This window comes from Pseudoalteromonas sp. M58 (assembly GCF_042604605.1).
Classification (GTDB): domain Bacteria; phylum Pseudomonadota; class Gammaproteobacteria; order Enterobacterales; family Alteromonadaceae; genus Pseudoalteromonas; species Pseudoalteromonas tetraodonis.
Map to the genome: position 1 here is coordinate 1,622,522 of NZ_CP152390.1, position 24,480 is coordinate 1,647,001.

22 protein-coding genes are annotated in these 24,480 nt (G+C 41.8%); 10 read left to right on the forward strand and 12 right to left on the reverse strand.

Annotated features, from left to right (window positions below; all coding sequences use genetic code 11):
- Positions 1-482: 482 nt before the first annotated feature.
- From asnB to pxpB, 3 genes are all read right to left on the reverse strand, one after another.
- Complete coding sequence (gene asnB / locus AAGD16_RS07430; RefSeq protein ID WP_377114652.1) at positions 483-2,147, reverse strand: asparagine synthase B; 1,665 nt, start codon at positions 2,145-2,147, stop codon at positions 483-485.
- A gap of 286 nt (positions 2,148-2,433) precedes the next feature.
- On the reverse strand, positions 2,434-3,375 hold the full coding sequence (locus tag AAGD16_RS07435; RefSeq protein WP_377114655.1) for a biotin-dependent carboxyltransferase family protein: 942 nt from the start codon (positions 3,373-3,375) through the stop codon (positions 2,434-2,436).
- On the reverse strand, positions 3,372-4,028 hold the full coding sequence (pxpB, locus tag AAGD16_RS07440; RefSeq protein WP_377114658.1) for a 5-oxoprolinase subunit PxpB: 657 nt from the start codon (positions 4,026-4,028) through the stop codon (positions 3,372-3,374). The genes AAGD16_RS07435 and pxpB overlap by 4 nt, the downstream gene beginning before the upstream one ends.
- Positions 4,029-4,206: 178 nt before the next feature.
- Here pxpB and msrA point away from each other — a divergent pair, with 178 nt between their 5' ends.
- The gene (gene msrA / locus AAGD16_RS07445; RefSeq protein WP_377114661.1) at positions 4,207-5,493 is read left to right on the forward strand and encodes a peptide-methionine (S)-S-oxide reductase MsrA; all 1,287 of its coding nucleotides are present in this window, start codon (positions 4,207-4,209) and stop codon (positions 5,491-5,493) included.
- A gap of 643 nt (positions 5,494-6,136) precedes the next feature.
- Here msrA and AAGD16_RS07450 read toward each other — a convergent pair.
- From AAGD16_RS07450 to AAGD16_RS07490, 9 genes are all read right to left on the reverse strand, one after another.
- Positions 6,137-7,015, reverse strand: a complete 879-nt coding sequence (locus tag AAGD16_RS07450; protein ID WP_013464894.1) for a LysR family transcriptional regulator — start codon at positions 7,013-7,015, stop codon at positions 6,137-6,139.
- Positions 7,016-7,262: 247 nt separating this feature from the next.
- Positions 7,263-7,919: a 3-oxoacid CoA-transferase subunit B gene (locus tag AAGD16_RS07455; RefSeq protein ID WP_013464895.1), complete on the reverse strand. Its 657-nt coding sequence runs from the start codon at positions 7,917-7,919 to the stop codon at positions 7,263-7,265.
- A gap of 15 nt (positions 7,920-7,934) precedes the next feature.
- Positions 7,935-8,633, reverse strand: coding sequence for a CoA transferase subunit A (locus AAGD16_RS07460; RefSeq protein WP_013464896.1), 699 nt, complete (start codon positions 8,631-8,633; stop codon positions 7,935-7,937).
- A 29-nt stretch (positions 8,634-8,662) separates the two neighbouring features.
- The gene (locus tag AAGD16_RS07465; RefSeq protein WP_013464897.1) at positions 8,663-9,559 is read right to left on the reverse strand and encodes a hydroxymethylglutaryl-CoA lyase; all 897 of its coding nucleotides are present in this window, start codon (positions 9,557-9,559) and stop codon (positions 8,663-8,665) included.
- Complete coding sequence (locus tag AAGD16_RS07470; protein WP_377114666.1) at positions 9,559-11,550, reverse strand: acetyl/propionyl/methylcrotonyl-CoA carboxylase subunit alpha; 1,992 nt, start codon at positions 11,548-11,550, stop codon at positions 9,559-9,561. The genes AAGD16_RS07465 and AAGD16_RS07470 overlap by 1 nt, the downstream gene beginning before the upstream one ends.
- Before the next feature lie 8 nt (positions 11,551-11,558).
- Positions 11,559-12,329 (reverse strand): enoyl-CoA hydratase/isomerase family protein, encoded by a 771-nt coding sequence (locus tag AAGD16_RS07475; RefSeq protein WP_016899945.1) that lies wholly within the window; start codon positions 12,327-12,329, stop codon positions 11,559-11,561.
- A gap of 12 nt (positions 12,330-12,341) precedes the next feature.
- Complete coding sequence (locus AAGD16_RS07480; RefSeq protein ID WP_024600979.1) at positions 12,342-13,949, reverse strand: carboxyl transferase domain-containing protein; 1,608 nt, start codon at positions 13,947-13,949, stop codon at positions 12,342-12,344.
- 10 nt (positions 13,950-13,959) lie between these two features.
- Positions 13,960-15,135, reverse strand: coding sequence for an isovaleryl-CoA dehydrogenase (locus AAGD16_RS07485; RefSeq protein WP_013464901.1), 1,176 nt, complete (start codon positions 15,133-15,135; stop codon positions 13,960-13,962).
- Between the two features lie 37 nt (positions 15,136-15,172).
- Positions 15,173-15,607, reverse strand: coding sequence for a MerR family DNA-binding transcriptional regulator (locus tag AAGD16_RS07490; protein WP_008114692.1), 435 nt, complete (start codon positions 15,605-15,607; stop codon positions 15,173-15,175).
- Positions 15,608-15,936: 329 nt separating this feature from the next.
- Here AAGD16_RS07490 and AAGD16_RS07495 point away from each other — a divergent pair, with 329 nt between their 5' ends.
- From AAGD16_RS07495 to AAGD16_RS07535, 9 genes are all read left to right on the forward strand, one after another.
- A complete protein-coding gene (locus tag AAGD16_RS07495) occupies positions 15,937-17,118 on the forward strand; it encodes a thiolase family protein (protein WP_377114671.1) in 1,182 nt (393 codons plus the stop codon).
- Between the two features lie 70 nt (positions 17,119-17,188).
- On the forward strand, positions 17,189-18,679 hold the full coding sequence (locus AAGD16_RS07500) for a CoA-acylating methylmalonate-semialdehyde dehydrogenase (RefSeq protein ID WP_069439443.1): 1,491 nt from the start codon (positions 17,189-17,191) through the stop codon (positions 18,677-18,679).
- Positions 18,680-18,799: 120 nt separating this feature from the next.
- The gene (locus AAGD16_RS07505; RefSeq protein WP_377114675.1) at positions 18,800-19,957 is read left to right on the forward strand and encodes an acyl-CoA dehydrogenase family protein; all 1,158 of its coding nucleotides are present in this window, start codon (positions 18,800-18,802) and stop codon (positions 19,955-19,957) included.
- Between the two features lie 10 nt (positions 19,958-19,967).
- Positions 19,968-20,747 (forward strand): enoyl-CoA hydratase, encoded by a 780-nt coding sequence (locus AAGD16_RS07510; RefSeq protein WP_013464905.1) that lies wholly within the window; start codon positions 19,968-19,970, stop codon positions 20,745-20,747.
- The gene (locus AAGD16_RS07515) at positions 20,747-21,904 is read left to right on the forward strand and encodes an enoyl-CoA hydratase/isomerase family protein (RefSeq protein ID WP_377114679.1); all 1,158 of its coding nucleotides are present in this window, start codon (positions 20,747-20,749) and stop codon (positions 21,902-21,904) included. The genes AAGD16_RS07510 and AAGD16_RS07515 overlap by 1 nt, the downstream gene beginning before the upstream one ends.
- 4 nt (positions 21,905-21,908) lie before the next feature.
- Complete coding sequence (mmsB, locus tag AAGD16_RS07520) at positions 21,909-22,808, forward strand: 3-hydroxyisobutyrate dehydrogenase (protein ID WP_377114682.1); 900 nt, start codon at positions 21,909-21,911, stop codon at positions 22,806-22,808.
- 9 nt (positions 22,809-22,817) lie between these two features.
- A complete protein-coding gene (locus AAGD16_RS07525) occupies positions 22,818-23,588 on the forward strand; it encodes an SDR family oxidoreductase (protein WP_008114682.1) in 771 nt (256 codons plus the stop codon).
- Positions 23,589-23,969: 381 nt separating this feature from the next.
- Positions 23,970-24,209: a hypothetical protein gene (locus tag AAGD16_RS07530; protein WP_377114685.1), complete on the forward strand. Its 240-nt coding sequence runs from the start codon at positions 23,970-23,972 to the stop codon at positions 24,207-24,209.
- Positions 24,210-24,389, forward strand: coding sequence for a hypothetical protein (locus tag AAGD16_RS07535; RefSeq protein ID WP_377114688.1), 180 nt, complete (start codon positions 24,210-24,212; stop codon positions 24,387-24,389).
- Positions 24,390-24,480 lie beyond the last annotated feature (91 nt).

The following is a 24,480-nucleotide window of genomic DNA, read 5'->3' on the forward strand; positions in this document are numbered from 1 at the left end:
AAGGGGAGGTTAATAGAGTCAGCAATGAGAATAGCGATGTTAAAGTAGTTTTTATAAAAAAGTGGCTTATTTATTTTGCGGTTTAAACTAATTTGGCTTCCTCGTTTATTTTGAGTCTTAACAGCTTAACTCACAAAGAGGGTAAAGAGACGCTGCGCTTTTAGAGAAGTAACAAAACCAAAATAATTAAACAAAAATGATTAGATAGAATGGCTTTTACTTTTTCATTGAGTCATTATTTCATCTATTTGTGCAAATAGATTTTTAAGTGCTTAACTCACAAAGAGGATAAAGAGACGCTGCGCTTTTAGAGAAGTAACAAAACCAAAATAATTAAACAAAAATGATTAGATAGAATGGCTTTTACTTTTTCATTTTCTTCTCATTCACTTCTCTCAGTACAATAAAACCTATAAAAAATCATACGCAAAGACAGCAAAAACGCTGCAGCTTTAACACTGCAGCTTAGGATGGTTAAATTTTTATTTGTACGCTTCGTTATGAACGCCCGCGGCGCGCCCTGATGGATCGGCATTATTTTGAAATGATGCATCCCATGCGAGTGCTTCTGGGGTTGAACACGCAACTGATTTACCATGTGGTACACACTTAGCCGAGGCATCGCCTGGGAAGTGCGACTCAAAAATACTGCGGTAAAAATACGCTTCTTTAGAGTCTGGGGTGTTAATTGGGTATTTAAATTTGGCATTCGCCAATTCTTGATCCGTTACTTGCTCATTAACAAACTCTTTTAAGGTATCTATCCAGCTGTAGCCAACGCCATCAGAGAATTGCTCTTTTTGACGCCATAACACTTCATCTGGGAGGTAACCGTCAAAGCCTGCACGTAAAATGTGTTTTTCAATTTTGCCGTCTTTACACATTTTAGCTTCAGGGTTAATGCGCATTGCCACATCAACAAACTCTTTATCTAAAAATGGTACGCGTGCTTCAACACCCCAAGCTGCCATTGATTTATTGGCACGTAAACAGTCAAACATATGGAGCTTTGAAACTTTACGGTTCAGCTCTTCATGAAATTCTTGTGCATTAGGCGCTTTATGAAAATATAAATAACCGCCAAATAATTCATCTGCACCTTCACCTGAGAGCACCATTTTTATACCCATGGCTTTAATTTGACGGGCCATTAAGTACATTGGGGTTGATGCACGAATGGTGGTTACATCGTAAGTTTCAATGTGGTAAATTACTTCTTTAAGTGCATCAATACCTTGTTGAATAGTAAAGATAATAGGGTGGTGAATAGTCCCTATCATATCAGCTACTTTTTGCGCTGCGGCTAAATCGGGGGAGCCTTCTAAACCCACCGAAAAGGAATGCAGTTTAGGCCACCAAGCATCGCTTTCATCGTTATCTTCAATACGTTTTGCAGCAAAGCGCTGGGTAATAGCGGAAATAACCGATGAATCTAAGCCACCCGATAGCAATACGCCATAGGGTACGTCACACATAAGCTGGCGCTTAACCGCCGCTTCCAATGCATCTTTTACATCTTCTGCTTTGGCATTGTTGTTTTTAACAGCGTCGAAGCGTTGCCAATCACGTTGATAGTAAGGGGTTAATTTGCCGTCTTTGCTGTAAAGGTAATGCCCCGGCGGAAACTCTTCAATGTGCTTACAAATAGGTGAGAGCGCTTTGAGCTCTGACGCTACATAAAAGTTACCGTGCTCATCGTGACCTGTGTACAGTGGAATAATACCAATGTGATCGCGACCAATTAAGTACGCGTCTTGCTCTTCGTCATATAAACAAAAAGCAAAAATACCATTTAAGTCATCTAAAAATGCCGGCCCTTTTTGTTTATACAGGGCTAAAATCACTTCACAGTCTGACTGGGTTTGAAAATCAAAGTCGACCTCTAAGTTAGCGGCCAGCTCTTTGTGGTTATAAATTTCGCCATTAACCGCTAAAATATGGGTTTTTTCTGGGTTGTAAAGGGGTTGAGCACCGCTTGATACGCCAACAATGGCTAAGCGCTCATGCACTAAAATTGCTTTATCAGATGAATACACACCAGACCAATCTGGCCCACGATGACGTAACAGTTTAGACATTTCGATTGCCTGAGTGCGTAACTGGCTGGGATCCGATTTAATATCGAGTACACCAAAAATTGAACACATAATTTTTCCTCATTCCTATTAAGTGCCTACGATAGCGAGTTTGCTAAAGACTAACCTTGTTTTATCAGAAATAAATAACTAAGTCACACGGCTTTTTTAAATTAATAAGAATAATTTATGCACCAAATAAGTTGCTGGCGCACCAAGATGGTGAGATTGATAGTATGATAGCAACGAATTGTACAATTTTTAATTTAAAACCGGCTGGGGTTAGCGTTTCATGCTGATGTAAATTTATATTTGCACCAAGTGGGTGCAAATATAATCGTTAAGAAATAGCTTTATGTTAATTAGCCCAATAGCGATTTAAACTTAGTTTAAGCTGAGATATATGCGCATCGAGTTTACTTTTTGCCGCGGTTGCTTGTTCAAGCGTTACAAACTCAAAAGTAATAGAATCGGCGGTTCTAAACTGAGCAAACTGATGTAAATCCGCCTCTATTACATGGCCTATCAATGGGTAGCCCCCCGTTGTTTGTGCATCATTTAACAGCACAATTGGGTTGCCATCAGGTGGGAGTTGCACGCTTCCCGGTGCTACCGCGAGTGAGTGCAGTGAGAGCGAGTGTTGCATTATTTGGCTATTATTATGATCTAAGCGTACTCCCATTCGATTACTATTCGGGTTAATAGTAAATGAGGTGGTACAGAAAGCGTTTATACACTCAGGTGTCAGTAGTTCATGATGTGGGCCTTGATGTAGCCGAATAACTTTTCGTTTAGGCGGTGTTAATGCACCTCTATTGCATAGCCAAGGCTGAGTATATGGGGTTATTTTTATAATATCGTCGCTTTGTAATGCTCGGCCATTAAAACCACCAATGGCTGCTCCTAAGTCGGTTGATTTAGAACCCATAACTTCAGGGCATTCAATTCCACCTTTTACGGCAATGTAAGCTCTGGAGCCACCGCGTCCTGTATCAAATTTAAGTGTTTGTTTTGCTTTTACCGGATAACTCCACCCGGGGTAAACGGCTTGAGCGTCAAGTTTAGCGTTTAAGTCGGCTCCATGCAGAGCAATGACGGTATCGCACTCAAATTGCAATTCACATAACCCAACGGTGAGTTCAAGTACGGCATCGTTATCGTGATTATTTACTAAGCGATTGGCAATAATGTGCGCATAGGCGTCTAAGCTACCCGAGCGGCTAACCCCTAAATGACGAAAACCCACACGGCCTAAATCTTGGATTGTAAGCTGTATACCGGGTTTGATTACTTTAATCATTGTTTACTCCTTTTAACAGGCACAAATTCAAGGGTGTCACCGGGTTTAAATAAACAAGGGTTTGAGACGGTTGCATCAAATAAACAGGCATCAGTATGAGCAATAATATGCCAGCCACCAGGTGAGTCTTCAGGGTAAATGCCTGTTTGGTCTGCCCCAATCGCAATCGCGCCTTTAGGAACACTGACTCGTGGGTTATCACGCCTTGGGGTAAACAGTTGAGAATTGAGCCCATGTAAATAAGGAAAACCGGGCACAAAACCTAAAAACAACACATGGTAAATTTCTTTACTGTGTAAATTAATTACCTCATCTATTGTTAGCTTGTGATAATTAGCCACATAGTTTAAATCCTCACCTTGGTAATAGGTGTCTATTTTATGATGCTGACTTTCAAAGGCGTAATCATCAACCTCATCCCATAGTTTGGTTAAGGTGTTTTGCCATTGATGTAAATTACTGGCTGATTTTAAATACAAGGTTAATGAGTTCATTCCGGGGACTAAATCTATAAACTCATTGGTGTTTTTACAATACTGTGACAGCGCCCAGAGTTTTTTTTGCGTCGCAAGTATGTGTTGTTCGCTGTAGTGAGAAACATCAAAAAGCAGACTAGAATTTGTTAATATTTTTATACTTGGCAAAGTGCTCATACAGATAACTTATTAATATTGTTTGTATTTAAGCTATCACAGTCGTTGTGCTATTACGATATTAATAGACAAACTCGGATCGATTAAATTCCCGTCTTCGTAAAGTTTTATTGCGTGTGAAATTTATTGTTGAGTTTACAGGTCTGCTCAAAGGTAACTAAAACTAAGAGGTCATCGTATGTTTAAGCGGGTAATACTATCGGCGTTTGCCATTGTGGGCATACTAAGTGCAATGAGTGCCATATCGTCAGATGAAATAATCAAACCAACTGATTTAGATGCAACCATGCATGTTGAAAAAATAGTGCTGGGTTCGGGCTGTTTTTGGGGTGCAGAAAAACGCTACGAAGCACTTAATGGTGTGTTAGACGCTGAATCGGGTTACGCCGATGGCCGGGGGTTTAAGCCAACCTATAGAAATATCACTAAGTTATCCCGTCGCTTTGATGAAGATAATTACGCCGAAGTGGTGCAGGTTACCTTTAATAGTAATATTATTTCAGCAAGAGAGTTGTTGCAAAATTACTATGAGAGCCACGATCCAACGCAAAAGAATCGTCAAGGTAATGATGTAGGCACGCAATATCGCTCTATTATTTTAACCACTACCGATCAGCAAGCGAGCATCGCAAAAGCGGTCACGAGTGAGTATCAGCAATTATTAAGTAAAGCCGATTATGGAAAAATAGTGACGCAAATAAAGCCACTTGAGCGCTTTTATTCGGCTGAAGAGTATCATCAAAATTACCTTGAAAAAAATCCAAACGGCTATTGCCCTGATCATTCAACCGGCGTTGTATTTACTCAAAATGATAAACCGAAGGTAGATAATACTGCATTATTAAATGGCAAACAGATTGTTATTTTAGACTCGCAAAGTTATTGCCCTTACTGCGAAAAGTTTAAAGCGGCCGTTGCCAATGATTATAAAGGCACAATTCCAATGACTTTCCGCCATGCTGATCAGCTTGATGGGTTAACGATTAAATCGGCAACATGGGCTACACCTACCATATTATTTTTAGAAAATGGGGTTGAAGTCTATTCTCGCCAAGGCTACATGAACCCAGAGCAATTTTATAAAGCATTAGGTGCGTTTAAGCTTGGCAACAGTGAAGCTTATAAGGTGGCTTTTAATGCTAAAACCGACAGCCCTTACTGCAAAGAATATGCTATTTTTAAAAACACGCCCGATGGCATCTTTATTGATAAACTAAGCGGTGAACCCTTGTTTGATACCCGCGATAGATTTAACTCAGGCACCGGTTGGCTTTCATTTACCCACCCAATAAAAGACAGTGTAACCCAACATGAAGATAATAGCTGGGGAATGCAGCGCATTGAGCTTAAGTCTAAAAGTACCGGTATTCACTTAGGGCATTTATTTCCGGGTGAGGGGCCTAGAGGGCAAGATAGATATTGTATTAATGCGACTGTTTTAGAATTTGTAGCCAGAAAACAGTAAATTTTAAGCAAAAAAAAGCAGCGATGATTAAGTAGATACTTAACGGTCGCTGCATTTCAATTAAAAACATCTTCACACACAATAAAGATTCGGGGGGTTGTATTAGTACAAAACTAACTCTGGCTTATTGTTGTTGATGAGAATGAAAATAAAAACAACCCAAGCTCAGTCACCACCGGACTTGAGTTGTTTTTTACACTGACAACATCTTCACACACAATAAAGATTCTTAAGTTTATTGGCGGGTGTAAGGGTAAAAATAAAAACAACTCAAGCTAAGTCACCACCGAACTTGAGCTGTTTTTTACACTGACAACATCTTCACACACAATAAAGATTCTTTTTTACTAGCTCGTTGTTACAAACTAATTAAATCTGATTTTGGTAACACGTTTTATATTTTTTAGCGTGTTGCCGTTTGGTTGAGTTAACTTTAGAGCTTTTACTCAATTTCGACAAGCGATAAAAACAAAACTAATAAGTGAAAAAAACTAACTTATGGGGTTTTAGATTTTTCCAATATATAAAACACTGATAAATAGACGCTTTTGTTGTTTTTCCGGTAGGGGGATTTTAAAAATAAAAGTTGCACACTTTAAAATTAGCTAAAAAGCGCTCAACAAGGAGCGCTTAATTGAATGTGCTATTTAGTTTGCCTAAAGGTGTTAATCACCCATTTTGCAAACAAATCGAGAGGGTGATTAGCGGTACTTGAGCCATGCTGAACTAAATAGTATTTGTCTTTTGTTGTTAGTGGTTGCTCAAACAGTTTGTAGAGCCATTGCTCATCCAGCCAGCTTTGACTTATTGGTAAAGGAATAAGCGCAATGCCCATACCTTGCTGTGCAGCCCGTGCTACGCCAAACATACTGTCTATTTGAATAATTTGTGCAGGGGAAAAGTCATCAATACCGACTTTTTCAGCCCATTGGTGCCATGCCCAAGGCCGGGCTTTATGAACAATAAGCGGCACTTGATTGAGTGCCTGGCAATGATCGTTTTGCCACTGATCGAGCAGCTTTTTATTACACGCTGGAATATATTCTAAATTAAATAACTCAGTAGCCAGCCCATCAAGCGGTTTACTTGAAGATAAAATGATTGATAAATCACTTTGGCGTGTCAACTCTTTGCGTGTTTTAAGGGTGTCCATATGTAAATTAATATTAGGATGCTCACTCGTCCACTCACTCAGTTTTGGCATTAGCAATTCACTGGCAAAAAACTCGGGCAGGGTAATGGTTAAATTTACATTTTGTTGTAACTGACTAAATTCGGTAATGGTGCTTTCCAGCATATTTATAATGGGGTAAATCGCTTCAAAAAAGTTTTTTCCAGCTGGCGTTAAGCTTATGGAACGGGTTTGCCTTTGAAATAAATCAATGCCCAGCTGCTCTTCTAGCTGCTTTATTTGATGGCTGACCGCCGATGGCGTTAAATACAGCTCTTTGGCGGCATGTTTAAAACTTAAGCTTTTTGCGGCAAAACAAAAAGAGCGAAGGCCGCGAATAGGTGTTTGCATGGTATCCAATATAAAGTTATTTCAATCACCTTATTACAGGCAATTATTAAACCAAAAATAAAAGTTAACTATATCAGTTATTTAATTTTTTTATTAGGGCGAATTCACCTAAGTGGTGCGTTAAATTCTCACTATAGTGCAAAAACTAAAATAAAGGCAAAAAAAATCCCTCTTGCGAGGGATTTTGGGTAACTCAGCGCCATTGGCACTGGGAATGAGGTCGGTACAGGGTGAAATTGTGAGTAGTTTAAAACACCATCTCAGGAATATCACCGTCAACAAGCAATTTACCTGCCGTTTTACTAATAATTTCATCAACTGATACGCCTGGTGCGCGTTCTAGCAAATGAAATGCGCCGTCTTTAACTTCTAATACGGCTAAATCGGTTACTATTTTTTTAACACAGTTAACGCCCGTCAGCGGTAACGTACAGCTTTCTAATAATTTAGAATCGCCGTGTTTACTCGCATGGGTCATAGTAACAATAATGTTTTTTGCACCAGCAACTAAATCCATTGCTCCGCCCATGCCTTTTATTAATTTTTTAGGGATCATCCATGAGGCTATAGACCCGTTTTGGTCTACCTCAAATGCGCCCAGAACCGTTAAGTCTACATGACCACCCCGTATCATGGCAAAACTATCTGCACTATTAAATATAGCTGCACCGGTAGCTGCCGTCACGGTTTCTTTACCCGCGTTGATCATATCTGCATCTACAGTGTCTTTGGTTGGGTATTCACCCATACCTAATAGGCCATTTTCGGACTGTAGCATAACTTCTATGCCATCGGGTACATAGTTTGCGACGAGTGTCGGAATACCTATGCCTAAATTAACATAGTACCCATCTTGTAGCTCTTGAGCGACGCGCATTGCGACTTGTTCACGTGATAATGCCATTTTAAGTGCTCCTGCTTAATCTCGTGTGGTAACACGTTCAATGCGTTTTTCAAAGTTACCCTTGATCACGCGATTTACAAAAATGCCAGGGGTATGAATTTGACTTGGCTCTAGCTCACCGGGTTCAACAATCTCTTCCACTTCGGCAACGGTAATTTTACCTGCGGTTGCGGCCATTGGGTTAAAGTTCATTGCGGTATGGCGAAATACTAAATTACCGTAACGGTCTGCTTTCCATGCTTTTACAATGGCAAATTCGCCCGTGATTGACTCTTCTAAAATATAAGGGCGACCATTAAATTCTTTTACTTCTTTACCCTCAGCTACTGGCGTACCGTAACCCGTGGCGGTATAAAAAGCAGGAATACCGGCACCACCAGCACGCATTTTTTCTGCTAGAGTCCCTTGCGGTGTTAGCTCTACATCAATTTCGCCATTCAGTAGTTGTTGTTCAAAAAGAGCATTTTCGCCCACATAAGAGGCAACCACTTTTTTAATTTGTTTGTCTTGTAATAAAAGTCCTAAACCAAAGTCATCAACGCCGCAATTGTTCGATACGACCGTTAACTCTTTGGTTTGCATTTTTTTAATTTGTGCTATTAATCCCTCGGGAATACCGCATAAACCAAAACCACCAGCGATGATAGTATCGCCGTCTTTTAAACCTTCCATTGCAGCTTCGTAACTCGAAACTACTTTATCAAAACCGGCCATGAGTGACTCCTCATTCTATGCTATTGCAATTATTGTGTGTGTAATGCCACTGAAACTTTACTAACAGGCTGTTTATTAAGCGCATTAGTAATTTGCCAACCTGCTTGTGCAAGCCTTTTTAAATCAATTCCATGTTCAATGCCAAGCCCTTGCAGTAAGTAAACAACATCTTCGGTGGCAACATTTCCTGACGCACCCTTAGCGTAAGGGCAGCCACCAAGGCCAGCAACGGCAGCGTCAACCGTTGAAATACCTAGGCTTAAGGCAGCGTAAATATTTGTGAGCGCCTGTCCATATGTATCATGAAAGTGTACTGCAAGCTTACTTTTATCGATATGCTTGAGCAGCAATGTAAGCAGCTCAGTTACTTTACCTGCGGTGCCGACACCAATAGTATCGCCAAGGCTCACTTCATAGCAGCCAAGTGCTAATAACTTTTGTGCCACGTTTAAAACAACCTGAGGATCAACGTCTCCCTCATAAGGGCAGCCTAAAACACAGCTTACATAGCCTCGAACGCGTATATTATTCGCTTTAGCAAAAGTCATTACCTCGCTAAAACGATCAATACTTTGCGCTATTGAACAATTTATATTTTTTTGACAAAACGCTTCGCTGGCCGCCGTAAATATAGCAAATTCTTTAATACCAACAGCATGCGCAGCTTGTGCGCCTTTTAAATTTGGCGTTAAGGCACTTAAATTAATCTCTGGAAGATCAAGGGCACTGATCACTTCGCTTGAGTCTGCCATTTGTGGCACCCATTTTGGGGATACAAATGCACCAGCTTCTATGTCTTTTAATCCCGCGGCGGCGAGGGCATTAATAAGTGTTACTTTATCTTCAGTGCTGACGGTTTTTTCATTTTGTAAACCATCACGTGCACCCACTTCAACAATACGAACTTTGTTTGCAAAGGCACTCATTAAGCACCTTCCTGCACAGTCGTATCTTCAACAATGGCTAACAGTGCGCCGTGTGAAACTAGTTCACCTTCACCAAAGCAGTAACTCTGTAATATGCCGTCATGTGGTGCATTAAGTGTATATTCCATTTTCATGGCTTCAATAATAACAACGGCATCACCTTTGGTGATAGTGCTACCTACTTCAATTAAATGTTTTACTACCGTGCCATTGAGTGGCGCAGCGAGCGGCAGCGCGTCATTTTCGTGTGAACTAATATAATGTTTATCTACACATTCAAACTTAGTTTGCAGTGCTTTATTCATTACAGTAATTTCATTGTCAGTTATGCTGACATGCGCACTGTGCTTTTCACCGTTAATAAATACGCAGCACTCACCATTATTTAGCGTCCCTTGTACACTGTATACGCCCGCACTGTGTGTCACATTGTAACCCTGCGCTGTTTTGACGGCGCTTAGCGGTAAATCTACAAATGGGATTTTAATTGCCTGCGGTGCATTTAAAGTAAACCCAATCAGTTGTTGCCAAGGGCTGGCACTATTGTTTTGTGCTTGGTGCGTGTTTAACGACTCTAAATAGGCAAAAGCAGCAATAAGCTGGCTTGATAGCAATAATGACTCATCAACCGTAGCGAGTGAATCACCTTGCTCAGCAATAAAGTGTGTACTTGGCGCGCCTTGTTTAAAGCTTGCGTGGCAAGCTAAGTTATGTAAAAAGCCAATATTAGTACTAAAGCCTGCTAAATGAAATTGCTCAAGCGCCTGTTGCAAACGAGAAAGCGCTTGTTCGCGATTATCATCATGAACAATTAACTTTGCGATCATTGGGTCGTAATAGGGGCTTATTTCATCACCTTGGGCAATCCCGGTATCTATACGTACAAATTCACTATTAACGGGGACATGTAGCGCTTCAATGGTGCCTGAGCACGGAATAAAGTCATTTGCAGGGTCTTCGGCGTAAATACGCGCTTCAAAGCTATGGCCTTGCAGTTGAATATCAGATTGCTTTAACGGCAGTGTTTGCCCGCCCGCTATATTAATTTGCCAGTTCACTAAATCAACGCCGGTTACCATTTCGGTCACTGGGTGCTCAACTTGCAGGCGAGTGTTCATTTCCATAAAGAAAAATTCATTACCGCAAAGTAAAAACTCAACGGTACCCGCACCACGGTAATTAATGGCTAATGCACAGCGTACAGCCGCTTCGCCCATTTCTTTACGAAGCGCGTCAGATAAACCTGGAGCAGGGGCTTCTTCAATCACCTTTTGGTGTCGGCGTTGCAACGAACAGTCACGATCACCCAAATAAACACAGTTACCGTGATTATCTGCAAATACTTGTACTTCAACATGGCGAGGTTGATTAACGTAGCGCTCTAATAGCACTAAATCGTTACCAAAACCGGCAATGGCCTCACGTTGGGCGCCTTCAAGTGCAGTTATAAAGTCTTTCGGCTTTTCTACCACTCGCATCCCTTTACCGCCGCCGCCAAAGGCCGCTTTGATAAGAACAGGGTAACCAATTTTTTCGGCCTCAGATTGCAAAAAAGTAGGGTCTTGTTTATCACCATAGTAACCAGGTACCAAAGGAACGTTAGCCGCGGCCATTATTTCTTTAGCACGGGTTTTTGAGCCCATTGCTTCAATACTCGTTGCTGGTGGGCCAATAAAAGCAATGTTATGGGTTTCACAGGCTTTAGCAAATTCACTGTTTTCTGATAAAAAGCCGTAGCCTGGATGAATGCAATCAGCGCCACTGGTTTTAGCAACCTGCAAAATTTTATCTGCGACTAGGTATGAATCTTTACTTGGCGCAGCACCAATATGGTAGGCTTCGTCGGCCATTTTTACATGTTGCGCGTTTTTATCTGCATCTGAATACACCGCAACCGTGGTTAAGCCCATTTGCTTTGCGGTGCGCATAATACGACAGGCAATTTCGCCACGGTTAGCAATCAGAATTTTTTGTAATTGTACTGTGTTCATAATGCGTCCTAGAGTTGCCATTGGGGAGGGCGTTTATCAAAAAAGGCGCTCAGTCCTTCTTGGCCTTCAGTTGATACACGAATTTTAGCTATACGCTCTGCAGTCAGTGCAATTAGCTCCTCGTTTATCTCTTTATTGGCAACATCGTTAATAAGTGCTTTTGCGGCCTTAACGGCAATAGGGCCGTTATCAATCAAGGTTTGCAGCAAATTATCGAGGGCTGTTTCTAAGTTCCCAGTAATTTGATGCACTAAACCCAGTTGCTTTGCGGTATGGGCATCAAATACCTCTGCAGTTAAAAAATATCTTCGTGCAGCACGTTCACCAATGGCCTTAATCACATAAGGGCTGATCACGGCAGGTATTAGCCCAAGTTTAACTTCACTTAAACAAAATTGTGCATCGTCTTTACTAAGCGCAATATCACAGCAGGCAATTAACCCTAATGCTCCACCAAAGGCGGCACCTTGTACCGCACAAATTGTAGGATGTGGGCTCTGTGCTAATACTTGCATAAGTTTAGCCAGTTGCATTGAATCAGCTAAGTTATCGTTATAGTTATTATCTGCCATCGATTTCATCCAGGCTAAGTCGGCACCGGCTGAAAAATGTTTACCTTCGGTTTTGAGGACTAAGGCACGAATATCGAGCGTATTAGCATGTTCAATACATTGAATAAGCTCATGGATAACGTCGCTATTAAACGCATTACGTTTTTCTGGGCGGCTTAAAACGAGTACAGCCACATTAGATTTTGTTATTTGTAGTGTTACTGACATTGTGCGCTCCGGTTACATTCTAAATACGCCAAACTTAGACTCACGCTGTGGTGCATTTTTAGCTGCAGTTAATGCAAGCCCCAACACATTACGTGTATCGACAGGGTCTATAATGCCATCATCCCATAAGCGGGCACTGGCATAATAAGGATGACCTTGTTGTTCGTATTGACTAATAATTGGCTTTTTAAAATCGCTAACTTCTTGCTCGCTCATGCTTTCGCCTTTACGGGCTAATCCATCTTGTTTAACTTGTGCCATAACACCGGCAGCTTGCTCACCACCCATGACTGAAATACGGGCATTTGGCCACATCCACATCATGGTCGGTTCAAATGCACGGCCACACATACCATAATTGCCGGCGCCATAAGAGCCGCCAATAAGCACGGTGAATTTTGGTACATCAGCACACGACACCGCCATCACCATTTTAGCGCCATGCTTAGCAATGCCTTCGGCTTCGTATTTTTTACCGACCATAAAGCCAGTAATATTTTGTAAAAATACCAATGGAATGTTGCGCTGAGCACACAGCTGAATAAAGTGCGCGCCTTTTTGCGCCGACTCACTAAATAAAATACCGTTGTTAGCCACTATGCCCACAGGGTTACCATAAATGCTGGCAAAGCCTGTCACTAGTGTTTCGCCAAAGTAACGTTTAAATTCATCAAAAGACGAGTCATCGACAGTGCGAGCTATTACTTCACGCACATCAAATGGCTTTTTAAGATCAGTACCAACAATGCCGTAAAGCTCGTTAATATCGTATCGTGGAGCTTTTACGTCATCTAATAATGGGGCGGTAGGACGTGTGTAATTAATTCGCTCTATACATTGGCGTGCAATTGATAATGCATGCGCATCATTTTCAGCGTAATGATCTGCCACACCCGATGTTTTACAATGAACATCGGCGCCGCCAAGTTCTTCTGCGGTGACTTCTTCACCGGTTGCCGCTTTTACCAGTGGTGGGCCTGCTAAAAATATAGTGCCTTGCTCTTTTACAATAATACTTTCATCGGCCATAGCGGGCACATACGCACCGCCTGCGGTACATAAGCCCATAACCACTGCAATTTGAGGAATGCCTTTACCCGACATACGTGCTTGATTGTAAAAAATACGCCCAAAATGCAGTTTGTCTGGAAATACATCGTCTTGCTCTGGCAGGTTGGCACCGCCAGAATCAACTAAGTAAATACACGGTAAGTGGCAACGCTCAGCAATATCTTGTGCGCGTAAATGCTTTTTAACAGTAAGCGGGAAATAGGTGCCACCTTTAACTGTCGCGTCGTTTGCAATCACCATACATTCAACGCCTTTTACGCGACCAATACCTGCAACTACACCGGCACAAGGTATCTCTTGTTCATACACACCAAATGCAGCAAATTGCGATATTTCTAAAAAGGGTGAGCCTTCATCTAATAAAGTACTGATACGGTCACGAACAAACAGCTTTCCTCTGCTTTCATGGCGCTCTTTAAGTGCAGCGCCACCACCTAAGCTAATATTGGCAACTTTATCGCGTAAATCATCCACCAGCGCCGACATATTTTTGTGGTTTTGCACAAAGCTAGGATCGTGGGGATTAACGCTCGATTTTAAAATCGTCATAAATTAATCCTTAACGGCTTTCAGTAAATAATTCACGGCCAATCAACATGCGGCGTATTTCTGAAGTGCCTGCGCCAATTTCGTATAATTTCGCATCACGCAGTAAACGACCTGTTGCGTATTCGTTTATGTAGCCATTGCCGCCTAAAATTTGGATTGCATCAAGGGCCATTTTAGTTGCAAGCTCTGCAGCGTATAAAATTGCGCCAGCTGCGTCTTTACGGGTGGTTTCGCCGCGATCACAGGCTTTTGCTACTGTGTACACATATGAGCGAGCAGCATTCATTTGTGTATACATATCGGCAATTTTGCCTTGAATTAACTGAAATTGACCAATCGGGCTGTCAAACTGCTTACGCTCATGAATGTAAGGCACCACAATGTCCATACATGCTTGCATAATTCCTAACGGGCCTGCAGCTAAAACAACTCGCTCGTAATCAAGGCCGCTCATAAGTACCTTAACGCCTTCGTTTAAGTTACCTAAAATGTTTTCTTCGGGTACTTCGCAGTTATCAAATACCAGTTCACAGGTGTTTGAACCGCGCATACCGAGTTTGTCGAGCTTTTGTGCGGTAGAAAACCCCGGGAATGTTTTCTCAACAATAAAGGCGGTAATACCTTTCGCACCGGCGTTTAAATCTGTTTTTGCGTAAATAACTAAGGTATCGGCATCAGGGCCATTGGTGATCCACATTTTATTGCCGTTTAAAATGTACTTATCGCCTTTTTTCTCGGCTTTAAGTTTCATTGATACAACATCAGAGCCCGCGTTAGGCTCACTCATGGCTAAGGCACCAATGTGTTCACCGCTAATTAGTTTAGGTAAATATTTTTCTTTTTGTGCTTGTGATCCATTACGGTTTATTTGATTAACACACAGGTTTGAATGCGCACCATAGCTTAAGCCAATAGAGGCACTTGCACGGCTAATTTCTTCCATGGCAATAACGTGCTCTAAATAACCTAAACCCGCACCACCAAATTCTTCATCAACGGTCATGCCTAAAACGCCCATTTCACCCATTTGCGGCCAAAGTTGATTGGGAAACGCATTATCCAGATCTGTTTTTTCAGCTAGTGGGGCAATTTCTTGACTTGCGAAGCTATTAACATGACTGCGGATCATGTCCGCTGTTTCGCCAAGACCAAAATTCATTTCTTTATATAGTGAAATAGTGCTCATGATTCATTCCTGTGTGTTTGATGACGTTTATTATATTTTATTCATCTATTTTGCTAAGCGTGTCGCGACAACGACGTTCTGCGGTAACCAACTCCATTAGCACAACTTTAATGTCGTCCATTTGTTGAGATAGGTCGGCCTTTTTTTCGCTGATGAGGTCAAGCATAGTAACTAACTGTTTAGCGCTTGATTTGTCTGCATCATAAAGTTCAAACAAACGACCGGTTTCAGCCAAGGTAAACCCTAAACGTTTACCACGAAGTATTAACTTAAGGCGTACTTTATCGCGCTTTGAGTAAATACGAGTTTGGCCGTTGCGCTCTGGTGATATAAGCCCTTGGTCTTCGTAAAAGCGAATAGAGCGCGTGGTAATATCAAATTCTTTCGCTAATTCGCTGATACTAAAAGTCTGTTCGTTCTTAGCCGGCTCATTGGCTGAATTTGCAAAGTTTGTTTGATTATCTGATTTCATTGTAATGTTTACCTCATTCGAATATCACCAATATAAGTGAAGTTTACGTAAAGGTAAAGTGCGATCTGGTTGTTATACTTTAGACGTACAAAATAAATGCGGATTTACACTAGAAGTTGAGTGTTTATAAACGTTATAAGCCATTTGTGGAGGTTCCAATACATTTTCAGCAAGCTTGCTTTACAGTTTTTACACTAATTAGAAAGTTGATTTTAGATTTACGTTGGCGTAAACGTAAATTTTATGTATGCTCGTATTTATCAGATTAGTTTAAACATTAAGCTAAACATAATAAAACATGTTTGCGTTAATTGAAAATGGAGCCTTTTATGTCTTTAGAAAGCGTTGTAATTGTAGCAGCAAAACGCACCCCAATGGGTGGATTTATGGGCGCACTAAGTGATGCGCAGTCTACCGAGCTTGGTGCTACAGCTATTGCAGGTGCACTTGCTCAAACGGGTTTAAGCAATGATGCAATTGATGAAGTGATTATGGGCTGTGTATTACCAGCCGGTTTAGGCCAAGCGCCTGCACGTCAAGCAATGCTTAAAGCAGGGCTTTCACTGAGCACAGGCGCTACCACTATTAATAAAGTATGTGGCTCGGGTTTAAAAGCAGCGATGTTAGCGAATGATTTAATTAAGGCAGGTTCTATTGAATCAGCAATCGCTGGTGGTATGGAAAGCATGACCAATGCGCCTTACTTTATTCCTAAAGCCCGTGGCGGTATGCGTATGGGACATGGTGAAATAAAAGATCATATGATGAGCGATGGCCTTGAAGATGCTTACGACAATAAAGCAATGGGTTGTTTTGCTCAAGACACGGCTGATGAATATGGCATTGGCCGTGAGCAAATGGACGCGTTTGCACTGGGTTCGTTAAGTAAAGCAAACGCAGCCATAGAAAATGGTAGCTTTGACAACGAAATCGTCCCTCATACTATTAAAACCCGCAAAGGTGATGTAACAGTTTCAATTGATGAACAACCTGGTAATGCTCGCCCTGAAAAAATCCCAAGTTTACGTGCAGCATTTAAAAAAGACGGCACTATTACTGCGGCAAACTCATCGTCTATTTCAGATGGTGGCGCAGCACTGATTTTAATGAGCGAATCAAAAGCAAAAGCAGAGGGTTTAACGCCACTGTGCAAAATTGTGGCTCACAGCACGCATTCTCAAAAACCCAGTGAATTTACCGTAGCGCCTGTTGGTGCAATGAACAGTGTGCTTGAAAAAGCAGGGTGGACAACCGCAGATGTTGACCTATGGGAAATTAACGAAGCGTTTGCCATGGTTACCATGCTAGCTATTAACGAGTTAAAGCTCGATGAAAGCAAAGTTAATGTTAACGGTGGCGCTTGTGCATTGGGTCATCCTATTGGTGCCAGCGGTGCGCGTATTTTAGTAACACTTATCCATGCACTTAAAAACCGGGGTCTTAAAAAGGGCGTAGCCTCTTTATGTATTGGTGGCGGTGAAGCCGTTGCTATGGCCGTAGAAGCACTTTAACTAATAATAAAGCCGCAGCAACTATAACAAAAACGCTGCTGTACCCAATTTAATCAATAGGATTTTAATTATGCACCAAGTACCCTTACTCATTAACGGCGAATTTATTCAATCAACTTCAAATGAACTAATTGATGTTGTAAATCCTGCTAATCAAGAAGTGTTAGCGCAAGTACCTTGTGCTACAGACGCTGAAATGGACGCGGCTATTGCCTCTGCCAGCGAAACGTTTAAAACGTGGAAAGACGTTCCTATTACAGAACGTGCGCGCATTATGATGAAATACGCGGCGCTGTTAAAAGAAAACCATGATGAATTAGCCACTATTATTTGTCATGAATTAGGTAAAACATTTGAAGATGCCAAAGGTGATGTGTGGCGTGGTATTGAAGTAGTCGAGCAAGCTGCTAATGCACCATCATTAATGATGGGCGAGACGATGGAAAACGTAGCGCGTAAAATCGATACGTATTCTTACATGCAACCATTGGGTGTATGTGCAGGTATTACCCCATTTAATTTTCCGGCCATGATCCCACTTTGGATGTTCCCACTGGCAATTGTGTGCGGTAATACCTTTATTTTAAAACCCTCTGAGCAAGACCCACTTACGCCAATGCGTTTAGCTGAGCTATTTATTGAAGCGGGTGCACCAAAGGGTGTTTTACAAGTTGTGCATGGTACTAAACCACAAGTTGACCGTTTATTAGAAGACAAAGCGGTTCGCGCTATTTCATTTGTAGGTTCATGTGGCGTAGGTGCATACATTTATTCTAAAGGCACACAACATCTAAAACGTGTGCAAGCCTGTGTGGGCGCTAAAAACCACATGGTAATTATGCCTGATGCAAGCAAGTCTCACGTAGTTAATAACTTAGTAGGCGCATCGGTTGGTGCGGCAGGTCAGCGTTGTATGGGTATTTCAGTGGCGGTATTTGTTGGCCAAGCAAAAGACTGGGTTGATGAAATTAAAGCTGGCTTTGAAGGTGTACGCCCAGGTGTATGGGATGATGCAGACGCCGCTTATGGTCCGCAAACATCACCAGCTGCAAAAGCGCGTATTTTATCATTGATTGCCGATGGTAAAGCGCAAGGCGCAACCTGTTTAATTGATGGCTCTGATTTTACTGTTGAAGGGTTTGAGCAAGGTAACTGGGTAGGTCCAACGTTATTTACTGATGTAACCAAAGAGATGAATCTTTACAAAGAAGAGATTTTTGGCCCAGTACTGGCGTGTATGTTTGTAGATACGCTTGAAGAAGCCATCGCCCTTATTAACGAAAGCCCTTACGGTAACGGTACCTCATTATTTACATCAAGTGGTGCAGCTGCACGTAAGTTCCAACACGAAATTGAAGTAGGCCAAGTCGGTATTAATGTGCCTATTCCTGTGCCGTTGCCATTTTTCTCGTTTACTGGCTGGAAAGGCTCATTTTACGGCGATACTCACACCTATGGTAAACAAGGTATTCGTTTTTACACAGAAACTAAAACTATTACCTCTCGTTGGTTTGAGGATGACATTGCCTCAGGTCCAAACATGAGTATTAATCTTAAATAATATTGCACTGAATAATTAATAAAAAAGAGGGGCACAACACACAGTGTTGTCGCTCCTCACTAATTACTCCCGTTATGGGATGAACTGACAACAAACAAAACACACTTAAAGAGGTCTACCATGGACTTTAACTTATCTGAAGATCAACAAGCCTTTGCGCAAACGGCTCGCCAATTTGCAGAGTCTGAACTAGCACCACACGCTGCCAAGTGGGATCGCGAACATATTTTTCCTAAAGACACAATAAAAGCCGCTGGTGAGCTAGGTTTTTGTGGTTTATACACCCCAGAAGAAGCCGGTGGCTTAGGTTTATCTCGCTTAGATTCAAGCATTATTTTTGAACAGCTGGCGATGGGCTGTACGGCAACAACGGCCATGTTAACTATTCATAATATGGCAACGTGGATGATAGCCAGTTTTGCGACCGATACCGTAAAAGAGCAATACGTTGAACAATTAGTAATGGGTGAATTACTTGCATCGTATTGCTTAACTGAGCCAGGCTCGGGTTCTGATGCTGCGTCATTAAAAACTAAAGCAGTGCGTGACGGTGATGAGTATGTTATTAACGGCTCAAAAATGTTTATTTCAGGCGCTGGTGAAACCGAAATATTAGTGGTAATGGCACGTACGGGAGCCGACGGCCCTGGCGGTATTTCGGCTTTTGTTGTACCTGCAGATGCACCAGGCGTTGAATACGGAAAAGCAGAAGAAAAAATGGGCTGGAATGCACAGCCTACACGTTTAATTAGCTTTGAAGATGTGCGTATTCCAGCCGCAAACTTATTAGGCCAAGAAGGTGAAGGCTTTAAATTTGCAATGCAAGGTTTAGACGGCGGCCGTATTAATATTGCCACTTGCTCTATTGGTACAGCACAAGCGGCACTTAATACCGCACGTGAGTATTTAAAAGAGCGTACCCAATTTGGTAAGCCATTGGCTGCGTTTCAAGCGCTACAGTTTAAAATTGCCGATATGAATACCGAGCTTGTAGCAGCACGCCAAATGGTGCGCTTAGCGGCGTTTAAACTCGATACTAACGACAGTGAAAAAACCACTTATTGTGCTATGGCTAAACGCTTTGCAACCGATGTAGGTTTTACTGTTTGTAATGACGCGCTGCAAATTCATGGTGGCTACGGTTACATAAAAGAATACCCGCTTGAGCGCCATGTTAGAGATGTACGTGTTCATCAAATTCTTGAGGGCACTAACGAAATTATGCGTGTGATTATTGCGCGTCGTATTTTAGCCGAATCAGCCAGCGAAGTTTTATAAGGAGATTAGTATGTCAAATCCTAGCATTGAGTTAACTATTGAAGGCCATGTAGCTATTTTAACCATGTCGAATCCGCCAGCGAATACCTGGACGAAAGACACCTTAGTGGCGCTTAAAGACACGGTTAACCAATTAAATACCAATAAAAATATTTATGCGTTAGTACTGACTGGTGAAGGCGAGAAGTTCTTTAGCGCCGGTGCCGACCTAAATGTATTTGCCAGTGGCGATAAAGGTGTAGCTGCAGATATGTCACGTGTATTTGGTGAAGCGTTTGAAGCGCTAACTAATTTTAGAGGTGTGTCGGTTGCAGCCATTAATGGCTATGCAATGGGTGGCGGCCTTGAAGTAGCGCTTGCTTGTGATATTCGTATTGCAGAAGAGCAAGCACAAATGGCGTTACCTGAAGCAAAAGTGGGTTTATTACCCTGTGCTGGTGGAACGCAAAACTTAGCATGGCTCGTAGGTGAAGGCTGGGCAAAACGCATGATTTTATGCGGTGAGCGCTTAAAAGCCGATAAAGCCCTGCAAATTGGTTTAGTAGAAGAAGTGGTTGCACAAGGTGAAAGCTTTGCCGCAGCATTAAAACTGGCAAACCAAGTAGCAGAGCAAAGTCCATCGTCGGTTGCTGCATGTAAAACCTTGATTCAAAAAGGGCGTCATCAACCAATGGCGAATACATTGCCACTGGAGCGTGAACTGTTTGTTGGTTTATTTGATACCGAAGATCAGCAAGAGGGCGTGAACGCCTTTTTAGAAAAACGTAAAGCTATTTGGGTGAATGGCTAATGACCGAACTTACTCGTTTAAATTCAGCTGATGCTGCCGTGGTATTTGAAACGGCAACCACAGACAATGGCCGACTCATTGGTTTTGCAACCTTAAATGCGCCTAAATCGTTAAATGCTCTTAATTTTGAAATGATCAGCTTACTCGAGCCGCAACTACAGCAATGGGACAAAGACGATAACATTGCATTAGTGGTTCTTAAAGGCGCTGGTGAAAAAGCATTTTGTGCCGGTGGCGATGTAGTGAGCTTACACAAAGCAATGAGTGAGGGAAAACCGAGCTCACTGGTTGAAGAATTTTTTACTCAAGAGTATCAGCTCGATTACCTAATTCACTGTTACAACAAACCCATTTTAGTGTGGGGGAACGGGATTGTAATGGGCGGCGGTTTAGGTTTAATGGCCGGTGCTAGCCACCGTGTGGTTACCGAAACATCACGCATTGCCATGCCAGAGCAAACTATTGGGCTTTACCCTGATGTAGGCGGCAGTTATTTTTTACATAAAATGCCCGCCCATGTTGGTTTGTTTTTAGGGCTGACCTCGGCATCTATAAATTGTGAAGACGCTAAGCTTGTATCGCTTGCCGACCACTTTGTTAATGCCGACAAGTACCCAGAGCTTGTTGAAGCATTACTCAATACTAAATGGGGTAAAACAGCAAGTTTAAATCACGACAAGCTAAGTACCTTGCTTATTGAGTTAGATAACAACTCTAGCCGTATGCCAAAAGGCAATTTAAAAGCAAACTTAAGCTTGATTCAAAAGCTTGGCGAGTTTGACACGTTACAGCAGCAGGTAGATTACATTTTAAATCTAACCACAGATGACAAATGGCTACAACGCGCACAAAAATCGTTGGCGCATGGTTGCCCATTAAGTTGTGCCTTAGTAAGTGAGCAGCTCAAACATAGCAAAGGTAAAAACTTAGCTGAGTGTTTTAAAATGGAATTGGGCATGTCGGTTCGTGCCGGTGAAGTGGGCGAGTTTCAAGAAGGTGTACGTGCCTTACTAATCGATAAAGACGGTGCGCCACAGTGGCAGTTTAAATCGTTAGCTGATGTACCAAAAGAAGTAGTAGAGAGCTTTTTTGCAAACCGCTTTGGCGAGCAACATCCGCTAGAGCCGTACTTTTCACAACTAAATTTACAAGGGTAAAGCGATGAGTAAACTTAATATAGGATTTATTGGTTTAGGAAACATGGGCGGCCCAATGGCAGCAAACTTAGTTAAAGCAGGCCACAGTGTGCGCGTGTTTGACTTAAGTGCAGAGGCCGTGAAAGAGCTTGTGAATCATGGGGCTAGTGCGGCGCAAAGCGCCAGTGACTGTGCTCACGAGGCTGATGTGCTAATTAGCATGCTACCGGCAAGCAAACATGTTAAATCACTTTATTTAGGCACAGACGAGCAATCGGGTTTAATTAAAGTACTAAGTAAAAGCACGTTAGTGATTGATTGTTCAACTATAGATGCACAATCAGCACGTGACGTTGGCCATGCCCTAAGTGAGCAAGGTATTGCGTTTGTTGATGCACCGGTATCGGGTGGTGTAGCAGGTGCAACAGCAGGAACGCTTACGTTTATTGTTGGTGGTGAGCAAGCTGCATTCGATAAAGCCAATACTGTATTAGTCGATATGGGTAAAAACATATTCCATGCTGGTGATATTGGTGCAGGGCAAGTTGCCAAAATATGTAACAATATGCTGTTGAGTATTTTAATGGCAGGCACCAGTGAAGCCATTCAAATGGGCATTAATAACGGCCTCGATGCAAAAGTACTCAGCGACATAATGAGCGCAAGTTCGGGTCGTAACTGGACGTTAGAACTTTATAACCCCTGCCCAGGTGTTATGGAAACCGCACCAGCTAGTAACGACTATAAACCTGGCTTTATGGTCGATTTAATGGCTAAAGACTTAGGCCTTGCTATGGAAGCAGCGCAACAAAGTAATTCACTAACGCCAATGGGCTCAATGGCTAAAAATTTATACACTATGATGCAGCACAAAGGTGCAGGCAGTGATGATTTTAGTGCCATTTTTAAATTGTTTTCGAAGTAGGAAAGTATTGTGGAAATAAAAAATAATACCGTAGTTATTACCGGTGGCGCACAAGGCTTAGGTTTTGCAATGGCGCAAAAGTTTGCCTTAATGGGCGCTAATATTGCCTTAATTGATATGGCGCAAGCCCAGTTAAATGAAGCAACCGAGCAGCTATCTGCATTAGCAGGCGTAACAGGCACTATTAAAGGCTACAGCGCTAATGTAACCGTTGAGAGCGAAGTTGAAGACGTATTTAATACTATTAACAGTGACTTTGGTCACATTGGGGTATTAATTAATAACGCCGGCATTTTACGCGATGGTATGTTTATAAAAGCCAAAGACGGCAAAGTGGTTAAAAAAATGTCGCTTGATCAATTTCAATCAGTAATTGACGTTAACTTAACAGGTGTATTTTTAGCAGGGCGCGAAGCGGCTAGCCACATGATTGAATCAGGCAAAGGCGGCGTAATTGTAAACATGTCGAGCGTAGCGCGTGCGGGTAATATTGGCCAAACAAATTACGCTGCCTCAAAAGCGGGTGTTGTGGCATTAACCACTACATGGGCTAAAGAGCTTGGCCGTTTTGGTATCCGCGTTGGCGCAATTGCCCCAGGTGTTATTAGCACCGCGATGACAGATGTAATGAAGCCAGAAGCCAAACAGCGCATGCTGGCTGTAACACCAGTAGGGCGCTTAGGTGAAACCGCTGAAATAGCCCATACTGCTCAGTATATTATCGAAAACGACTTTTTTACTGGCCGTGTAGTAGAGATAGACGGCGGTATTCGTTTGTAAACTAATGTTTATAAACGTATGAATGTTAGTTGATTAAAAAGCACAGCCTTTTGGGTTGTGCTTTTTTTGTTTTAAAGCGCACCATTATAATTTAATCATGGTTAGAAACAGAGATTTCATAAACGATATTTAACTTAAAAAAGAATACTGTATATATAGACAGTTAATGGTGTTTTGTCCAATAACATTATTAAAAGTCGTTTTGGTGTATTTTAAAAACGATAATTTTATAACTTGCGTAATAACTTGTTTACATTGAAGTTATTTAGTGGAATTATTGAGCCATGTAATATACGCCGTTTTGGGGTTTTATAACCCCCCAAAGTGGTGTTCAATAAGCTGTTAGGTTTTAAGTAGTTCAACTCAACTTAGGAGAAGTATATGAGTTTTTGGAAAAAAGCGGGTGATTTAGCTATGAAAGCAGGTGGAGCTATTGTTGATGAAGCAAAGGCTGCGAATGAAAGAAATAGAGAGTTCAAGGCTGAAATGCCTTCGAAATCTGATTCTGAATTAGCAAGGATTGTTAAAAATGAAATGAAAAGATCCCCTTTAAAAGGGTCTGCAGCATTTCAAGAATTAAAATCTAGAGGTTATTCACCTGAAGAGATTAAAGGGATGTAAATGAAACTTAAATGTAACAAATGCGGAAAAAAAGAAGCTGAGCTTATGTCTAAAGCTGAGATTAAAACAGCTAACTTTTTGCCACCTACCGTAGTTGATCGTATCTTAAATATGTTTTTAGATATGATTGAACAAAAATATATAGTTTGTCGCTCTTGCGGACATTACGAAACGCAATAAAACCTAACAAGGTTATCAAGTCGGATTTAAAAAGTTTGGCTTGCCCTTCGGGCAGTATAGCCAAAACTTTTTAAACCGCTTATAACGGCGT